Origin of the sequence: Mesorhizobium sp. LSHC420B00 (assembly GCF_000503055.1) — a bacterium.
Classification (GTDB): Bacteria; Pseudomonadota; Alphaproteobacteria; order Rhizobiales; family Rhizobiaceae; genus Mesorhizobium.
Map to the genome: position 1 here is coordinate 1 of NZ_AYVY01000015.1, position 17,937 is coordinate 17,937.

The window sequence follows — 17,937 nt, forward strand, 5'->3', positions numbered from 1 at the left end:
GGCTGGGCCGGCTCGGCGGGTGCGGGGGCCGCCGGCGCGGTTTCAGCCGGGACGGCCGGTGGTGTTTTGGAAATGTCGCCGGAGCCGGCCGGCATTTCGGGCATTGCCGGCTCAGCAGGCTTTATCGGCGCTGCCTCAGCAGGTTTTGGCGGTTCGGCCGGGTTGGCTGGTTCCGCGGCCGGGGCTCCGGTCGCGGCGATCTCGGTGATGCGGCCGTCGAGCTTCGGCGTATAGGGCCGGTGCGCGCCGAGGTAATCGGCGACGACCTGTTCCAGCCCCGGGCCGTAATCATAGGCGTTCTTGGCCTTCTCGGCGAATACCTTGTAGCCGTCACCGCCCTGGCGGACATAGTTGTTGGTGGCGACCAGATAGTCCTTGTCCGGTTTGATCGGCGTCCAGGCGCCGCCTTCCATGACCTCGACCGATTTGACGCGTCCATTAGGCGGCGCCGATTTGTCGAACGCATATTTCAGGCCGGCAACCTGCGGGAAGCGCCCGGCGCCGTCCTCGACCTGACTGAGGCCGCTTTCCAGGCCGGCAACCAGATCCTTGCCGGTGATCTGGAAGGTCGCCAGCGTGTTCTGAAACGGCAGCACAGTGAGAACCTCGCCCATGGTGACGGTGCCTTGGTCGATCGAGGCGCGCAAGCCGCCGCCATTCGAGATGACGATCTCGACACCTTGGCCCTTGACCCGGTCGAGGACGGCGTCGGAGACCAGATTGCCCATCTCGCATTCGCGGGCGCGGCAGTTTTCGCGGCTGCCGTCGATCGCCTTGGTGGTCTCGGCGACTTCCTTGTTCTTCAAAGCCTCGATCGGGGCGCCGAGTTCCTTGATGCGGGCAAGCACGGCGGGGTCGGGCGTGATCGATTTGTCGAGATGAATGGGATCGCCGCTTGCCTCTTTGACGACGCCATTGTCGTCGAAGACGACCTTGAACTCGCCGAGATATTTCGAATAGGACGCCGCCTGCACGACCGGCACTTTGTAGCCGTCCGGATTGTCGACCATCGTCGGATAAGGGCCTTCCGCCTTGGGGTCGGTGTTGGACAGCAGCGAGTGGCTGTGGCCGCCGACCACCACGTCGACGCCCGGGATCTTGGCGATCACGTCGCGTTCTCGCTTGTAGCCGATATGGGTGACCGCGATGATCTTGTTGACGCCCTCTCGCTTCAGTTTCTCGACCTCGGCGGTGATCGACTTGACGTCGTCCTCGATGGCGATGTTCGGGCCAGGCGTGGCAAGCTCCGGCGTGTCGTTGGTGACCGCGCCGACGATGCCGATCTTCTGGCCGCCGACCTCGACCACGATCGACGGCTTGACGCGGTCGCCGAGCTTGGATTGCGCATTGGCCTTCACATTGGCGCCGAGCACCGGAAACTGGATCATGTCGAGGAACGGCGCCAGCGCCGACTCGCCATCGTCGAACTCATGGTTGCCGACCACCTCGGCATCGAATTTCATCTGGTTGAGGAATTCGCCTTCGGTCTTGCCCTTGTAGGTCGTGTAGAAGAGCGAGCCCTGGAAATTGTCGCCGGCGCTGAGCAGCAGCACGTTCTGGCCTTGCAGCTTCTTGCGCTCCTGCGCGATCGCGGTGACCAGGCGGCCGGCGCCGCCGACGCATTCGCCCTTGGTCTCCTCCTCGGCCGAGCAGGTCGATTCATACTTGTTGTTGCTCTCGATGCGGCTGTGCCAGTCGTTGATGTGCAGGATGTTCAGCGTGTAGTCGGCAAAGGATACGCCTGCCGACAGGCCAAGCGCCGATGCCGACAGCGCGGCGATGGCAGCGATCTTCTTCATTCTCGTCTCCCGGATAACTTGAGTACAGCGCCGCGCGTCATTTGGGACGCGCAAAGTACCAATTTTATTTTGCGCATGATCCTTTCCGAAAATCGACTCCGATTTTCGGGGTCATGCGCAGACGCGTTTAAAGCTCTTGTTTGACTGGGATGTAACAGCCCTCTCGGGCCATGTTCACATCGCGTTTCAGTCGATGCAAGCGGAAATCGGCATCAGCTTTGCCGGCGTAAAAAGGCTTTGCCGGCGTAAAAAGCGGCGGCTTGAAGCCGCCGCCCTTTTGCAAAGTCAATTCGGAATCGGATTTCAGGTGCGCCTGGTCAGCACAAAATTCTGCCCGCTCGCGCTGGTGCAATTGAGCTGGCTTGTGGAGACCATCAGGCAGTTGAAGCTGATCGGCGTCTGCCGGATCAGCGAAGTGCCATGGATCTCGACCGAGGTGCCGCCGGTCATGGTGTAGCTGCCATCGGCAAGCTTCTGGCCGGTGTCGGTTGCGACGGTCGCGAAGCTGCCGCCCTTGAAGGTGGACAAGCCCGTGCCCTGCGCGTCGATCCAGGAGCCTTCAACCCCTTTGGCCGTGATCACCGGCGGCTCGCCTGGGCCGGTTGTGGTGCAGGCCGCCAACGCGACCGTAGCGGCCGCGGCAATGCCAGCCGAAAGCAGTCTTTGCGCGATCGTCATCTTCAAAATCCTCTCCTCTCGCATCGGCCCGAAAATCGATCCGATTTTCGGAAAGCACGATGCTCACATTCAAAGTGCTAGAGCGTACTTTGTGCGTCCAAATGGACGCACGTCGCTCTAGGCCGCTCCTCTTCAATCGCCCGATTTCCGGGCGATTGCAAGCTGGCGGAGTGTCGACGCAATGCTGCTATCGAACGAGGATGTTGCGGAATTGCCACGGGTCTTTGGTGTCGAGGTCCTCGGAAAACAGACCAGGTCGATTGTCGAGCGGTGTCCAGTCGGTATAATAGCTCCTGACCGGCCCGAGATATGGGTTCTGCACGTCGAGGCAGCGCTTGTAATCCATCTCGTCGGCTTCGACGATGCCGGCCTCGGGATTTTCCAGCGCCCAAACCATGCCGGCCAGCACCGCCGACGTGACCTGCATGCCGGTGGCGTTCTGGTAGGGCGCCAGCTTGCGCGCCTCGGCCAGCGACAACTGCGAGCCGTACCAGTAGGCGTTCTTGGCGTGACCGTAGAGCAGCACGCCGAGTTCGTCGATGCCATCGACCAGTTCGTTTTCGTCGAGCACGTGATGCACGGGCTGAGCCTCGCCGGCGGCACCGAACATCTCGTGCAGTGACAGCACGGCGTCGTTGCAGGGATGATAGGCGTAATGGCAGGTCGGCCGGTACTGCACCTTGCCCTTCTTGCCGCGCAAGGTGAAGAAATCGGCAATTGAAATCGCCTCATTATGCGTCACCAGGAAGCCGTATTGCTGACCGGGCGTCGGGCACCATGTGCGCACGCGCGTGTTGGCGCCGGGCTGCTCCAGAAAGATCGCGGCCTTCGAGCCGTTCTTGTGTTTTTTGGCGTTCTTCGGCATCCACGTCTCATGCGTGCCCCAACCGAGCTCGGCCGGCTGCAGGCCTTCCGAAATGAAGCCTTCGACCGACCAGGTGTTCCAGAACACGTTCATCGGCTTGGGTTTCTTGGTGCGCTGGGTGTCGCGCTCGGCGATATGGATGCCCTTGACGCCGGCTTTCTTCATCAGCCTGGCCCAGCCTTCGCGATCGTGCTGCGCGGGCTCCGAGAAATCGAGGCCAAGATCTGTGGCGAGGTTGACCAGCGCCTGCTTGACGAACCACGAGACCATGCCCGGATTGGCGCCGCAGCACGAGATCGCCGTGGTGCCGCCTGGGTTCTTCGCGATTTCAGTACGCACCGTCTCGCGCAGTGCATAGTTGGTGCGTGAGGCATTGTCGGCCTTTTCGTCGAAATAAAAGCCGAGCCAGGGCTCGACCACCGTGTCGATATAGAGGACGCCAAGCTTGCGGCAGAGCTTCATGAGTTCGAGCGAGGAAGTGTCGACCGACAGGTTGACGCAAAAGCCCTGGCCGCCGCCATTGGTCAAAAGCGGTGTCAGCAGCTTCTTGTAGTTCTTCTTGGTCACCGCGTCCTGCATGAAGGTGATGCCGCGCTCGTCGAGCAATTTGCGGTCGGTGTCGCGCGGGTCGATGACCGTCATGCGCGACTTGTCGAATTTGAAATGGCGCTCGATCAGCGGCAGCGTTCCCCGTCCGATCGAGCCGAAGCCGATCATCACCACAGGGCCGGTGATCTCACCGTAAACGGGCCAGTTTTCATTCACCATTTATCGATTACTCCCTCAAAAAACGCTTCGGAACAGCGGCTTGGCCGCGGCGCGACAAACCATAGATCATTGTCACAATAAAGCGAAAATCGGACGGCCGGCGTTACGCCGCGCCATCCCGGCTACGGCTCGACCAGACTTGCAAACTCCGGCTTGAAGAGGGCACGTGCCTCGGAGACCGGCAGTTCCAGCAGATCGTCGGCGCAGGCCTGGATGGCATGCGGCAGGGTCTGGAGCCCGAACACCAGAACCTGCTTGTCGCCCTCGCGCCAGAGGCTGGCAGCCAAATTTTCGTCGATCAGATCGTCGATGCCGCATTCGGCTTCGTGATCAATATCGGTCTGATCGCTCGGTTTCTTGCGCCGCTGCTTGACGAAGGAGGCGAGGGAAGGACCGGGCTTGCCATCTATCGTATCCAAGAAAATGTCCTGAAGGCCGAGCAGGACGCCGCGCCGCACATCCATGATGTAGGCGTCCGAATAGTTGGTCGGATGCGCTCCGCCGCAGAAGATGCTGCCGGACTCCCGCCAGCTCATCAGCCGCGGAGTCAGCGAGGTCACTTCGAATGTGCTGTCCTCATAGCCGCCGAGTGTGCCGCCGTTCACACCGTCAATCGGCCCGCCTTCGTTGAAACCGGCATACTGCGCCGCCACGCAGCCCAGTGCGCCGATGTTGGCGCGCCAGTGCCTGTCTTGCAGCAGAGCGTTCGCGGCCTCGATTGGAACGTCGCCGGACAGTTCGACAATGCGCGGCGTGGCAAATTTGGTGCGGGGGTCGACGACATAGCGGTAGGTTGCGTCCGGCCAACCAGTCGTCTTGCCGTTATCGAGCTGAGTGTCCACCCGCAGATAGTCATAAGGGGACGTTTCCATGGTGAGCGGCGTGTCATTGCCGAAGAACTTCATGAAGCTGAAATCGTAGAGATCGAGCGGGCTGCTGGGCTCGTTCTCGGTCACCTGCCGACTTGCGACCCGTTCCAATCTGAGCGGCAGCGCGCTCTTTCCGTTCCAGCTGCCTTCAAGGGTTTTGCCGTTATTGGATGAGGCCAGGCGCCAGACGGCGGCAATCGGCGCAGCCTTTCCGTCATCGCAATTGTCGGCGCCGCATGCCTCCTCCTCGGCCAGTTCGAACTTGCTGCCCTTTTGAGACCGGGCCTGCAGCGGGATGTCGACGCCCTTCGAGCGGTAGAAATAGCGGCCGGCCAGCGGGCCGCCGGGCGCGGCGGGGTCGCCGGTGAATTCGACGACGATATCGCTCTTTCCAAGCTTGCCGGCATAAGTCACCGGCTCCGCCTCGGCTGCTGTCGACAGTACCAGGATCGCGGCCATTAACGTGACCGGCCTGCTAAGATGCTGGATCATTTTTCCCCCAAGCCGCAAGTTACAGCTGTCTTGCGCCAGCAGTCACGGTCGGCTGTCAGGCCCTTATAGTCAAGTTGTGCCTCGTCCCGCACCTGAGGCTGCTCAGCGAAAAGACGCGGCGAGCGCCGCCCCTGGTGCGGATGGCGCATCCGCCCGTTTCAGCGGGTTTTTGTCCTCGGCGCGGCTGTGGAGGCTCGAACCACCAGTTCTACCGGCAGAACGACTTGGCGGGGGGCTTCATTGTCAAGGACCATTCGGGCGGCAAGCCGGCCTTTTCCGATCACGTCTTGTGCGACAGTGGTCATCGGAGGCGTGGTGCGTGCGGATTCAGCGGTGCCATCGAAGCCGACGACCGACACGTGGCCCGGCACGTCTATGCCGCGACGAACCGCCTCGTCGAGTATCGTGATCGCCTGCCAGTCCGACATGGTCAGGATCGCGGTTGCTTCAGGCGCCCTGTCGAACACCACTGATCCGGCAGATGGCTCGCCTGGGATTGTCTCGATGATCGGGACATCGTCGATCGACAAATTTGCCTCCGCCAAACCCTGTTTGAAACCGTCGAGCCTTTCATCGTCGAGCGGGAAGCCGGCCAGAAGCGGGCGCGTTGCCTGTCCGGGCATGTGGACGATCGGCGGGCCGGGAGTGCGGCGCACCGAAAGGATGGCAAAATGCCGGTGCCCCAGCCCGGTCAAATGCCGGACGGCAGCAACCGCACCACTCCTGCCGTCGATCTTTATCGAATTGATGTCGGGACCTGCGTCGCTTTCGAGAATGACGAAGGGCAGACGCCGTCTCTGTACAGAAATTATGAGACCAATGTCGGCGCTGTGACCAAGGATAAAGCCGTCAACCAGGGCATCGCGGATGCTGGCGAAGCGCGTGTTGTCGGTGCCGTTTACCAGGCTGAGCGTCGTTCCAGCCTCGTCGCAGGCGAGCGAAACGCCGAGCACCAGCTCGCGGCCGTATGGGCTTCTCATCACTTCGGAGATGGCGTAGGCGCCAGGCGGCATGAACCCGATGGCATTGAACTTGCCGTCCCGCAGCAATCGTCCTTTCGGATCGGGGCCGCCAAACCCGAGCGCTCGCGCGGCCGCTTCGACGCGCTCGCGCAATTCGGGCCTGACCAGCTCCGGCCGGTTGAAGACGTTGGAGACAGTCCCCCGGGAAACTCCGGCAGCCTTGCCGACATCGGCTAGGGTGGGCATTGGCGATTCACTCGTTTTCCCTGAGGTAGACCATTTTTTGGAGCGCTCCAAGAATTTTATTGACTCAAAACCAAAATAGGGGGATCGTGCTCCTTGGAGCGCTCCAAGAGCATATACTGAGGGTGTTTCTGCGACTGAGACACCGAGAATCGTCACATGGCATGGTCGCAGCGGCCAATGCCCAGGAGAGGATGATGGCAGAAACCGATGCTTTTCCAGCCTCGCTCGTAGGCAAGACTTTCGACTGCGTTTTCGGCCCCTTCGTACCGCGGCTGACGTTTCTTTCGCCGCAGGAATTGCATATCCAGGCGTCGATCGGGACCACTGAAATCGACGAGGTGGTCAAGGTCGGCCTGACCAGCGTGCGTCCGAATCTCGTGCTCGCGAGTTGGACGGAGCAGAGCGGCAACTTCATTGTGCAGTTGCAGGATCACGAGAACCGGATCGTCCATAATTATGCGCGGCTGGCCGATGGGCAGCTCTTCTGTGCTCAGGGCGCCATTCAAGCCGTTCCGGCGTGAGGGGAGGAAAATGCGATGGAACTCGCTTATGACAGTCATCTGCTTGCTCGAATTCTGCTGAGCGTCGCGACCGTGGGTTACGGTGTAGCGACGATCAAAGCCGACTTGAACGCCACCCACGCCACCAATCCACTGTGGACTCCCCATGCCCGGTTTCACGTCGTCTGGCAGGTGCTGAGCTATACCGGGGTGGCGCTGATTGCCCTCGGACTCATCTGGATCAAGGGGCAACTCGAAGCCGAGCGGCTCTATCTCGCCGGCGGATTGGCCGCGGCCATGTATGGGGCATTCTTCGCGGCCATGCTCTCGCGGCCGATCTATGGTGGCGTGCTGTATGACGAGAACGGCTACCCGCCGTTCCGGCCGCCGTTTGGACCGGCGGGCTGGCGGTGGGATGTCAACGTCACCGTCTTTACCGCGATGTCGGCGATCCTGCTGCTGGGCCTGGCTGCGATTTAGGGCAATTCCGGGAAAAGTGTGAGACGGCTTTCCGTCCGGAATTGCGCAAGAACAAAGAGGTGGAGCGGTTCGGCGTTTCCGTGAAACGATGAACTGCTCTAGGACAGCGCCAGCGCCCTAAGCCACGCGACCAGCCGGTCACGATCGGCGGTCATCCCCTTGTAGTCGAGCTGGGCCTCGTCCAGCGCCAGAAGTTGTTCGGCCAAGGACGCTGCGAGCGCCGCACGGTCGCGGTGGCGCTCCAGCACGGCGAGCGGGTCGAGATGGATGCGGATGGTGAAGAGTACGTCGCCCGAAACGGGGAGCTTTCTCAGCGTCTGCCGCTCGACGCGGATAAAGGCATGGGCGTCGATGTCACCGTCCGGGAATCTCGACGGGCGACTGCTGGCGCGGTCGATGCGTTCGACATTGGAGAGCGGATGGTAGAGCGCGTTGCCCGCCTGGATCGACCAGTTGTAGCGCTCGACGGCTTGGCCCTGGAGGCCGTCGAACATGCGGTTGATGAGATCGGCCGGGCGTGTGCCTGGACCGAAACCCGGTACCGGCGCGTGGATCTGCTGCAGCGGCTTGCCGAATTTTTCGGTCAGCGACCATGACGAGGGGAAGCAGAGCGAGCCGGCCGCCAGACGCCAGCCGCTCTCGTCGCGGCGCATCAGGATCAAATCCTCCTGGACGAGCAACGAGGCCGCGACAAGCGGCGCATCGCTGAAAGAAGCTGCGGTGCCTGAGCCTACAAGACTGTCGGTGCCGCCGATCACCACGATCCCGTTGTCGGTACGCCTGTGGGTCCCAGGAAAGTTCGCCGCCAGATGCGCACCGAGCAGATCGAGCACTTCGCGTTGGGTGTCGCGTGTGGCTTGCTCCTCGACAAAAACGTTGTCTGGAATTTCGGCATAAAGCCGGCGTTTCTCGGCAAGATAGGGCAGCAGATATTCGTCGATCTCGATCCATCTATCTAGATTGAGCGGCTTCAGCCCGATGGTGAACAGTTTCGACGAGCCGTCATAGGGTGTGTGGGTCGGTGGGCGGAAACTCATGCTTCTTTGTAGGCTTCCAGTGCGGCGGCGGCCATTCTCGCCGTGAATTCGGTGATTTCGTAATCGGCGGCGCCTGCCTTGGCGAAGGGATCGTCCGCCAGTCTGGCATCGAGCACGTCGCGTGGACCGCGCGCGATGATGATGCCGCCGGTCCTCGGCCGCTTCGGCCCGGAGGCGACAAAAATGCCTTCCGCATAACAGGCCTTCAGCCACTCGACATGCGCTTGCTGCAGGCTGTCGATCTCGGTCAGCGGCACCGTATACTTCAGCGAAACCACGAACATTGTTGTCTCCCGATGCTTCAGCCCAGCCGCGCCGGGATCAATCCGCGCAGCGAGTTGCCGACGAACAGCGCCTTGGCCGATTTCAGTTCGCTCCATGTGTAGATTGCTTCGCGGGCGCGGCCTTGATCCAGCAGTTCGCCGCGCAGGACGCCAGGCAGCAGGCCGCAATCGAGCCGCGGCGTGGCCAGCACGCCGTCGCCGAATTCGGCAAAGACATTGGTGATCGTGCCCTCGCAGATTTCGCCGCGCTCATTGGCGAGCAGCACCTCGTCGGCCCGGCCGGCGAGATATTCGGCGCGGGCGCGCGTATAGATTTGTCGGCGGCTGGTCTTGTGGCGCAGCAGCATATCGCTCGAATCAAGCCGCACGCGCGCCAGCTGCACGGTCCAGACCTTGTCTGCGGCGAGCGGCGCGTAGGGCTGCACCGAAACCGCTACATCGCCCTTGCGCGACAGGACGAGGCGAGTGCGCAACGCAATGTGCTGGCGGCCGACCGCATTCATCAGCGCTTCACCGACCCGTTGCGGGTCGCAGCCGAAGCCGAGTTCGTCTGCCGAGCCGTAAAGCCGCGCGAGATGGCGGTCGAAACGGAGGAAACCCGAGCCGGGTTCCCAGCGCATTGTTTCGATCAGTTCGAAATCGGCAGTGTTCCCGTCGCGAAACGGGCTTTCAGCAGACACTCCTGGTACTCCTCTTCGGCTGTCGAATCGAAGACGACGCCACCGCCGACATTGTAGACTGCCTCGCCATTGGCAAAGAGCGAGATGGTGCGGATCGCCACCGAAAAGCGCATCCGGCCGCCGGGGGCGATCCAGCCTATGGCGCCGCAATAGACATCGCGCGGGCCACCTTCCAGCTCGCGCAGGATCTCCATGGCACGGATCTTCGGCGCGCCGGTGATCGAACCGCAGGGGAACAGCGCGGCGAAAATCTGGCGGATGGCGAGGCCGGGCAAAAGTTTCGCCCGCACGCGGCTCACCATCTGGTGGACCGTCGGGTAGCTCTCGATGCGGAAAAGCTCCGGCACATCGAGCGTGCCAACCTCGCTGATCAGTGAGATGTCGTTGCGCAGGAGATCGACGATCATCCGGTTCTCGGCCTGGTTCTTCTCGTCGTTGCGCAAGAACGCTTTCAGGCGATCGTCCTCCGCCTTGGTGGCGCCGCGCGGCGCAGTGCCTTTCATCGGATGCGTCTCGATCATGCCTTCCGCGTCGACCTCGAAGAACAGTTCCGGCGAACGCGACAAGACGATCGGATCGCCAAGCGCGACCAGCGCCCCATACTTCACCGGCTGGCGTTCGGTCAGCGCGTTGAAGGCGTCCAGCGGATCGCCCGACCATTGCGCGTGGACCGGAAAGGTCAGATTGCCCTGGTAGCAGTCGCCCTTGCGGATGTGGTCATGCAGCCTGGCAAAGCGTTTGGCGTAGTCGTCCGAGGACCAGGCTGCCTTGGGGTCGAAGATTGGGCCGTTGCTAGCCGGCAGATCGCCTGGCGCGACCGTCTCTTCGACCGGCGGGTCGAACACGCCGAGGCAGAAAAGCGGGGCGCGGCGGCCGGCTGGCAGCAGCGGAACGAGCTTGGGCTCGAGCAGGTAGCCGGCCTCGTAGGAGAAATAGCCGGCCAGCCATTTGCCGCCATCATGTGCAGCCTGCGCGGCTTCAAGCGCCGGCAGGAAGTCCGCCTCGCCATGCGCCGAGATGATCTCGGCCGGCCGGTCGAAAACGAGCTGACGCGCGGTCTCGTCGTTCCGGAAAATTGCAAAGGGCAGGGGCAGGGACATAAGGCTCGGATGCTGCGGTCACCAGCGATCGATCTATATGGGGGCTCGACCGTGCGCAATCGAGGGAACGGCGTCTCAAGACGCAAAGGCGCGGCGGGGCAAAAACAAAAGCGGCGCCCGAGAGCGCCGCCTTGTTCCAAATGCCGCCTTGCGATGGATCAGGTGTTGCTGGCTTCCCCCGCGGTCGGGAAGCGGCGCGCAAATTCCTTTTCGTCGCCGGCGGCAAGCAGTTTCGCCTGCTCGATCCAGCGTTCACGTTCGATGCGGCCGTCGAAATTCAACGTCGCCTCGATCCGCCTGACATCGTCGGGCGTCCAGGCGGCGATCTGGGCATAGGTCGTGACCCCAAGCCCTTTGAGCAGCCGCTCGTTGGTCGGGCCGATGCCGATCAGGCGACGCAGATCGTTGGCTTTGCCCGCCGCTGCGGTCGTTGCGTTGCCGGTCGCGGCTTTCTTTGCCGCCGGCGCAGCCTTGCTTGCCGCTGGCGCAGTCTTTTTTGCCGCTGGCGCAGTCTTGGGTGCGGCGCTCGCTTTCGATGCAGCCGGCTTCGGCGTCGCCGTTTTCGCCGCACTTGCGCGTGGCGCGGTCGCAGCCTTGGCCGTTGCAGATTTCTTCGGCGCCGGTTTGGCCGGCGCGGATGTCGACATCAGGGTTGACGGTGCCTGCATCGCCGCCTTGGTTGCGCCGGCCTTGGCGGCTGGCGCCTTGGCTGTTGCCGCCTTCGCGGTTGGCGCCTTGGCGGCCGGCGCCTCGCCCAGCCGCCGCTCGAGGTCGGCGCGGGCGCGGCCGCATTCATCCAACTCACCGGTCAGGCGGTCGCTATCGGCCCGCAATCTGTCACGTTCGCTGCGCGTGCGGTCGAGATCGCCGCGCAAACTGTCGAGTTCGCCACGCAGGCGTCCCCAAATGAACCAGCCAACCAACACACCTACCAGGAACGCCAGGAGCATGTAGAAAAAAGTGCCCATTGTCTTTCTCTCTCCAGTCCGATCCGTCCGCCCTGGCCTGTGGAGCCATGACCTCGGCGAAGGACCATTCGATGGTGGTTCCGCAATTTGCAGAACAGCCGGCTTCGATCGAGCTGTCGGCGACCGGTTTGCCCCTGGCCAACAACCGTTGTCGCATCCGCCGACGCGCCATGACCGGTCGGGACTTTCCGACCGGATCCATTCGTGCCCGGCTGAGCTTGAGGGCGGACGCTATCATACAGCTTACGGGAATCTAACGGAAAACTTCCATGGAAAGTTATTTAAGAACAAATATCCAAGACAAGAATAGAACCATCGTCAATATGCATTGCAGCTAAACTGTTCTGGAAAACCCGATCACCCGGTGTTGCGCATCACCCAGTGTTGCGCATCACTTGTCCAGTGCTTCCAGCTCGTCGATCAGTCCGCTGATCACACCAAGCCCGATCTGCCAGAAGGCAGGGTCCGTCGCGTCAAGGCCGAACGGCGCCAGAAGCTCGGAATGATGCTTGGTGCCGCCGGCGCGCAGCATGGCAAAATATTTCTCCTGAAAGCCGCGCTCGGCGTTCTGGTAGACCGCGTAGAGCGAGTTCACCAGGCAATCGCCGAATGCATAGGCATAGACGTAGAAAGGCGAGTGGATGAAGTGCGGGATATAGGTCCAGAAAACCTCGTACCCCTCGCGCAGCTTGATCGCCGGCCCGAGGCTTTCCGCCTGCACTTCCAGCCAGAACTGGCCGAGCTTGTCGGAGGTCAATTCGCCGCTCTTGCGCTCGGCATGCACCTTGCGCTCGAACTCGTAGAAGGCGACCTGGCGCACGACCGTGTTGATCATGTCCTCGACCTTCTGGGCGAGCATGGCCTTGCGTTCGCGCTTGTCGGTGGTCTGCTCGAGCAACGAGCGGAAGGTCAGCATCTCGCCGAACACCGATGCGGTTTCGGCCAGCGTCAGCGGCGTCGACGCCATCAGGGCGCCCTGGCCGCCGGCCAGCACCTGGTGCACGCCGTGGCCGAGCTCGTGCGCCAGCGTCATCACGTCGCGCGGCTTGCCCATGTAGTTGAGCAACACATAAGGATGCGCCGAAGGCACCGTCGGATGGGCGAAGGCACCAGGCGACTTGCCGGGTCTCACCGGTGCATCGATCCAGTTGCGGTCGAAGAAAGTTCTGGCGATCTCCGCCATGTCGGGTGAAAAGCGCTGATAGGCGGAAAGCACGGTGTTCTTGGCCTCGTCCCAGCCGATTACCGCCTGCGGGGTCTCCGGCAGGGGCGCATTGCGGTCCCAGTGGTTCATCACCTCCATGCCGAGCCAGCGCGCCTTCATCGCATAATAGCGATGCGACAGGCGCGGATAGGCGTCGCGAACCGCCGCGGCGAGTGCGTCCACCACGCTGCGTTCGACGCGGTTGGCGAGATGGCGGGAATCGGCAATGTCCTCGAAGCCCCGCCAGCGGTCGGAGATCTCCTTGTCCTTGGCCAGCGTGTTGGTAATCAGCGTGAAGACGCGCAAATTCTTGCGGAAAGTTGCGGCCAGCGCTTCGGACGCCCGGCGGCGCACCTCGCCGTCGGCGTCCTGCAGGCGATTGAGCGCCGGCTCAAGCGTCAACTCCTCGCCGTCGAGGCCGAAGCGCAAATCGGTCATCGTCTCGTCGAACAGGCGGTTCCAGGCCCCGCGCCCGGTGATCGACTTTTCGTGGAAGAGTTGCTCGATGCGGTCTTCGAGCTGATATGGCTTGTCCTTGCGCAGATCGAGCACCCAGGGCCGGTAGTGGGCGAAGGCCGGATCGGCGGCGAGTGCGTTTTCGATCGCGCCATCGTCGATGAGGTTCAGCTCGAGCGCGAAAAACAGCAGGTGCGCGCTGGCATCGGTCATCTTTTCCTGGATGTCGCCATAGAGCTTGGCGCGCTGCGGATCCGACGTGTTGCCGGCATAGACAAGCCCGGCATAGGAGACGATCCGGCCGATCAGCTCCTCCAGCGCTTCATAGGCCTGGAGCGCCTCGCCCAGCCTGCCGGCGCTGCCACGCCCGGCCTCGGCGGCGAGCGTGCGTTTCCAACGGCTCTCGAAGGCGATGGCATCGGCGGCGGCCTTGGCGATGTCGCGCTTCAACTCGGGCGCTTCCATGCCCGAATAGAGATCGGCCAGATTCCATTCCGGCAGGTCGCCAAGCTCCGCCACGCCCTGACCGGACGCCGCCGCCAGCTTTCGAGCAAAAACCATGCGCATTGCCGATCCTTCCAGACACGAAAATTCGAGGAAACGAGAAGCCGGTCAAATCCTAAGGAATTCATTCACCGGGTTTTTTGAAAGCTTATTTAGAACCCTGTGCCAAGATGATCCATAGGGCGCATTCTCGGGCGGGCACGGTCGGATCAGTCATGGCAGCTTCCATACTCATAGTCGATGACGATCCGGTGCAGCGCAGGCTGCTCGAGGCGGCGGTGACGAAATTCGGCCACACCGCGATCGTCGCCGATGGCGGCGAGGCCGGTCTCGATGTTGTCGACGGGCCTAATGCGCGCGACGTCTCGGTGGTCATCCTCGACCTGATGATGCCGGGCCTCGATGGCATCGGCGTGCTGAAGGCAATGCGCGAGCGCGGCATCCACGTTCCCGTCATCGTGCAGACCGCCCAGGGCGGCATCGAAACCGTCGTTTCGGCAATGCGTCACGGCGCCTTCGACTTCGTCGTCAAGCCGGCCTCTCCCGACAGGCTGCAGGCGTCGATCGGCAATGCCCTCAAGGTCGAAGCGCTCGAAGGCGAAGTGAAGCGCTCGTCACGGCAGCGCGGCGGCCATCTGACGTTCAAGGACATGATCACTCACAGTCCGGCGATGGATCGGGTGATCCGGCTCGGCCGCAAGGCGGCGGCGTCCAACATTCCGATCCTGATCGAGGGTGAATCCGGCGTCGGCAAGGAACTGGTGGCGCGCGCCATCCAGGGCAGCGGCGACCGCCGCTCGAAACCCTTCGTCACCGTCAATTGCGGCGCCATCCCCGACAATCTGGTCGAATCGATCCTGTTCGGTCACGAAAAGGGCTCGTTCACCGGCGCCACCGAAAAACACACCGGCAAGTTCGTCGAAGCGCATTCGGGCACGCTGTTCCTCGACGAAATCGGCGACCTGCCGCTCGACGTGCAGGTCAAGCTGTTGCGCGCCGTACAGGACGGCGAGGTCGATCCGGTAGGCGGGCGCTCGACCGTCAGGGTCGACATCAGGCTGATCTCGGCAACCCATCGCAACCTGCTGCAGCAGGTAAAGGACGGCAAGTTCCGCGAGGATCTGTTCTATCGTCTGAACGTCTATCCGATCTTCGTGCCGCCATTGCGCGACCGTCGCGACGACATTCCCCATCTGGTCGAGCACTTCATGGAGAAGATGGCGCCCGCCGATCCGCGCCACCGTCTGCGAGGCATCTCGGCTGCGGCGCTCGCCATGCTGCAGGCCTATGACTGGCCGGGCAATATAAGGCAGCTCGAAAATGCCGTCTTCCGGGCTTCGGTGCTCGCCGAGGGCGACATGCTGACCGAAGAAGAGTTCCCGCAGATCCGGGCGCAGGTCGAGGGCACGGTCAATCTCGATGCGGATATCGCCTCGCCAGCTTCAGGGGGGCCAGCTTCAGGGTGGCCAGCTTCCGGATTGGCTTCGGGCAGCCTGCCGCGTGATAACATCCCGGCCGCCGTCGGCGCCGCCGCGGCCGAGCCCAACGCGCCGGCCAGACCCCGCTTCGGCACGCTGCGGGCGCTCGACGAGCGCGGCAATGTGCGTGCGCTGGCCGATGTCGAGCTCGAAATGATCAAGCTCGCCATCGACCACTACAACGGCCAGATGAGCGAGGTCGCCCGCCGCCTCGGCATCGGCCGGTCGACGCTCTACCGCAAGCTCAAGGAATACGGCATCGACCCGGAGACCGGCCGTGTCGAGAGGCTCGCTTCCTGAGTCACAGGGCCAAGCCGGTTCTCATCCGGACATCATTCCAGGCAACTGAGTCTCGTAATGACGTGTTCGCCGCAATGTTCACGTATTAAGGCGGACGGTAACAGATCGTGTTTCGAGCTGGCGCCAAAACATGATCTAAACCAGCGGTTTACCAAGATATCCTGCGCAATATTTTTGGCGGGATATCGCCACGGTGTTACCGCATTTCGGCTTCAATAAGCGATGATTAACCATTAGGATCGATATTCGGATGCACATCTAACGCATCCGTTTGGTCAAATCCGGGGACAAAACGGCAGCCTGCAAGGCCTTTTGATTTGAACAGAATCGAACGACACAAAAACGGGCGGCATTATCACATGAGCGTCTGGCCGAGATGGCTGGCAGCGGTGATTGTTGCCGTCGGGTTCCTTGCAGCGGCGGCAACCGGCGCCGGCGCCGAGACACGTTCGCTGAAGCTCTATCATCTCCACACGCATGAAAAGGCGGAGATCGTCTACAAGCGCAACGGCCGCTACGATCAAGCCGGCTTGCGAAAGATCAACATCATCCTGCGCGACTGGCGTCGCAACGAGCCGACCAAGATGGATCCGCGCCTGCTGGACCTGGTCTGGGAAGCCTATCGTGAGAGCGGCGCCACCGACTATATCCAGGTCGTCTGCGGTTATCGTTCGCCGTCGACGAATTCGATGCTGCGCAGCCGCAGCAGGGGCGTCGCCGAGAAGAGCCAGCACATGCTCGGCAGGGCGATGGATTTCTACATTCCCGGCGTGCCGCTGAAGAAGCTGCGCGACATCGGCCTCAGGATGCAGGGCGGCGGCGTCGGGTATTATCCCAGCTCCGGCTCGCCCTTCGTGCACATGGACGTCGGCAATGTGCGCCACTGGCCCGGCATCAGCCGCCAGGAATTGGCGCGCGTGTTCCCCAATGGCAAGACGCTGCATGTGCCGAGCGACGGCAAGCCGCTGCCTGGTTATCAACAGGCGCTCGCCTCCTACAAAGCCCGCAAGGGCGCCGGCGCGCCGGCCATCGAACTGGCCAGCGCAAGCGGCGGTGGCAAAAAATCCCGCGGCTTCCTGGCAGCCTTCTTCGGCGGCGGCGACGACGAGGCGGACGACAGCGCCGATGTGGCGATGGCCGAGCCAGCGCCAAAGCCCCGTAACGTGAAGCCGGCGCCGTCGGCCAAGAGCAGCAATCTGCCTGGCATCGCCATCGTGGCGCCTCGGGATGCCAAGCGTGCCGAGATTCCGGAAGTCGCCGATGCTCCGGCGCCTGCGCCGGAACCGGAGAACGACACGCCGGAGACGATCATCGCGGCATTGCCGGCGCGCAGCATTCCGCTGCCCGATTTTGCTCCGCGCCCGAAGGCCGACATCGGTGCCCAGCCGCCTGAAAACGTTCCGTTCGGCGTGGCGGATGCGACTGCATCCACCGAACAGGCGGTGGCAACCGCGCAAGCGCCGGCAAGTGTGGCGTCGGCAAGTGTTCCGTTCGCCATGGCAGACGCGTCGGCTACGGCCGGCCCGGTGCAGGTCGCGGCAAACAACATTCCCGTGCCGAGCTGGCGGCCCGATCATTCGCTGCCGGCCGATCTTTCGTCGGCTGGTCTTGCGCCGCAGGACAAGCAAGTGTTGCTGGCGCTCGCGAGTGCGGCCGAGCGGAGCAACACCGCCACCGATGCATTCTCGGTATTGCCGTCGGCGCGGCCCGACAGTTCGCAGCCCGACGAGGTCAAGGCCGTTCTGGAACGGGTCAGCGCGACCGACGAATACAAGGTCGCTTCGCTTTCCGAGCAAGCATCGGTGTTCGAGGAACCGGCGAGCGACGACGCATCGAGCGACGGGGCGTCGCCGCGCAAGGCCATCGTTGCCCGCCCGGCCGGCTCCGATCCGACGGCCGTCATCGGCGCGGGCGTGAAGACCACACGCAAGGAACCCAGGGCCACCGCCCGCGACCTGAAACCAGGCCCCAAGCCGGTGGTGGTCGCTGCCGCGCCGCAGGCTGCCCGTTGGGCGCTGCACAGCGGCGAGTATGTCGCGACCGTTTCAGACGCGACAACGGCGCCGCGCTACGCTTACGACTTCGTCCGTACGGCACCGAGCGAGGTCTATACCGTCGGCTTCCAGCCGGGCAACGAGATGGCCGACGCCAACCGGTTCACCGGCAAGGCCGTCAAGTTCATGTCGGTGGCCCGCTTCCAGACCGAATAACAGCTGGGCAAATATCGTAGAGGCCGCGCTGGCAACCGGCGCGGCTGCCGCCACCGC

General features: G+C 62.8%; 15 protein-coding genes. 4 read left to right on the forward strand and 11 right to left on the reverse strand.

Annotated elements, in window-relative coordinates:
• From X760_RS59685 to X760_RS59705, 5 genes are all read right to left on the reverse strand, one after another.
• A partial coding sequence (locus tag X760_RS59685; RefSeq protein WP_023720181.1) for a bifunctional UDP-sugar hydrolase/5'-nucleotidase occupies window positions 1-1,799 on the reverse strand: 1,799 nt, incomplete at its 3' end.
• A gap of 303 nt (window positions 1,800-2,102) precedes the next feature.
• A complete protein-coding gene (locus tag X760_RS59690; protein WP_023720183.1) occupies window positions 2,103-2,477 on the reverse strand; it encodes a hypothetical protein in 375 nt (124 codons plus the stop codon).
• Window positions 2,478-2,664: 187 nt separating this feature from the next.
• Window positions 2,665-4,110, reverse strand: a complete 1,446-nt coding sequence (locus X760_RS59695) for a homospermidine synthase (RefSeq protein ID WP_023720184.1) — start codon at window positions 4,108-4,110, stop codon at window positions 2,665-2,667.
• Window positions 4,111-4,232: 122 nt separating this feature from the next.
• Window positions 4,233-5,471, reverse strand: a complete 1,239-nt coding sequence (locus tag X760_RS59700; protein WP_156948113.1) for a hypothetical protein — start codon at window positions 5,469-5,471, stop codon at window positions 4,233-4,235.
• A 158-nt stretch (window positions 5,472-5,629) separates the two neighbouring features.
• Window positions 5,630-6,679, reverse strand: coding sequence for a LacI family DNA-binding transcriptional regulator (locus X760_RS59705; RefSeq protein ID WP_023720186.1), 1,050 nt, complete (start codon window positions 6,677-6,679; stop codon window positions 5,630-5,632).
• Window positions 6,680-6,873: 194 nt separating this feature from the next.
• Here X760_RS59705 and X760_RS59710 point away from each other — a divergent pair, with 194 nt between their 5' ends.
• On the forward strand, window positions 6,874-7,200 hold the full coding sequence (locus X760_RS59710) for a hypothetical protein (RefSeq protein ID WP_156948115.1): 327 nt from the start codon (window positions 6,874-6,876) through the stop codon (window positions 7,198-7,200).
• A 15-nt stretch (window positions 7,201-7,215) separates the two neighbouring features.
• Window positions 7,216-7,659, forward strand: coding sequence for a DUF6640 family protein (locus tag X760_RS59715; RefSeq protein ID WP_031194347.1), 444 nt, complete (start codon window positions 7,216-7,218; stop codon window positions 7,657-7,659).
• A gap of 98 nt (window positions 7,660-7,757) precedes the next feature.
• On the opposite strand, the gene X760_RS59720 is transcribed toward X760_RS59715, so the two are convergent.
• From X760_RS59720 to X760_RS59750, 6 genes are all read right to left on the reverse strand, one after another.
• Complete coding sequence (locus X760_RS59720) at window positions 7,758-8,696, reverse strand: DUF3445 domain-containing protein (RefSeq protein WP_023720189.1); 939 nt, start codon at window positions 8,694-8,696, stop codon at window positions 7,758-7,760.
• Window positions 8,693-8,980 carry a YciI family protein gene (locus X760_RS59725; protein ID WP_023720190.1) on the reverse strand — a complete coding sequence of 96 codons (288 nt, stop codon included), beginning with the start codon at window positions 8,978-8,980 and terminating at the stop codon, window positions 8,693-8,695. Before X760_RS59725 ends, X760_RS59720 begins: the two co-directional genes overlap by 4 nt.
• A 17-nt stretch (window positions 8,981-8,997) precedes the next feature.
• Complete coding sequence (locus X760_RS59730; RefSeq protein WP_031194348.1) at window positions 8,998-9,660, reverse strand: aminotransferase class IV family protein; 663 nt, start codon at window positions 9,658-9,660, stop codon at window positions 8,998-9,000.
• On the reverse strand, window positions 9,609-10,760 hold the full coding sequence (locus tag X760_RS59735; protein ID WP_031194349.1) for an aminodeoxychorismate synthase component I: 1,152 nt from the start codon (window positions 10,758-10,760) through the stop codon (window positions 9,609-9,611). Before X760_RS59735 ends, X760_RS59730 begins: the two co-directional genes overlap by 52 nt.
• A gap of 158 nt (window positions 10,761-10,918) precedes the next feature.
• Window positions 10,919-11,728, reverse strand: a complete 810-nt coding sequence (locus X760_RS59740; RefSeq protein ID WP_023720193.1) for an NADH dehydrogenase — start codon at window positions 11,726-11,728, stop codon at window positions 10,919-10,921.
• Between the two features lie 391 nt (window positions 11,729-12,119).
• On the reverse strand, window positions 12,120-13,955 hold the full coding sequence (locus X760_RS59750) for a M3 family oligoendopeptidase (RefSeq protein WP_023720195.1): 1,836 nt from the start codon (window positions 13,953-13,955) through the stop codon (window positions 12,120-12,122).
• Window positions 13,956-14,107: 152 nt separating this feature from the next.
• Between X760_RS59750 and X760_RS59755 the strand changes: the two genes are divergently transcribed.
• On the forward strand, window positions 14,108-15,670 hold the full coding sequence (locus tag X760_RS59755) for a sigma-54 dependent transcriptional regulator (RefSeq protein WP_023720196.1): 1,563 nt from the start codon (window positions 14,108-14,110) through the stop codon (window positions 15,668-15,670).
• A gap of 359 nt (window positions 15,671-16,029) precedes the next feature.
• The gene (locus X760_RS59760) at window positions 16,030-17,880 is read left to right on the forward strand and encodes a DUF882 domain-containing protein (RefSeq protein ID WP_023720197.1); all 1,851 of its coding nucleotides are present in this window, start codon (window positions 16,030-16,032) and stop codon (window positions 17,878-17,880) included.
• Window positions 17,881-17,937: the final 57 nt, after the last annotated feature.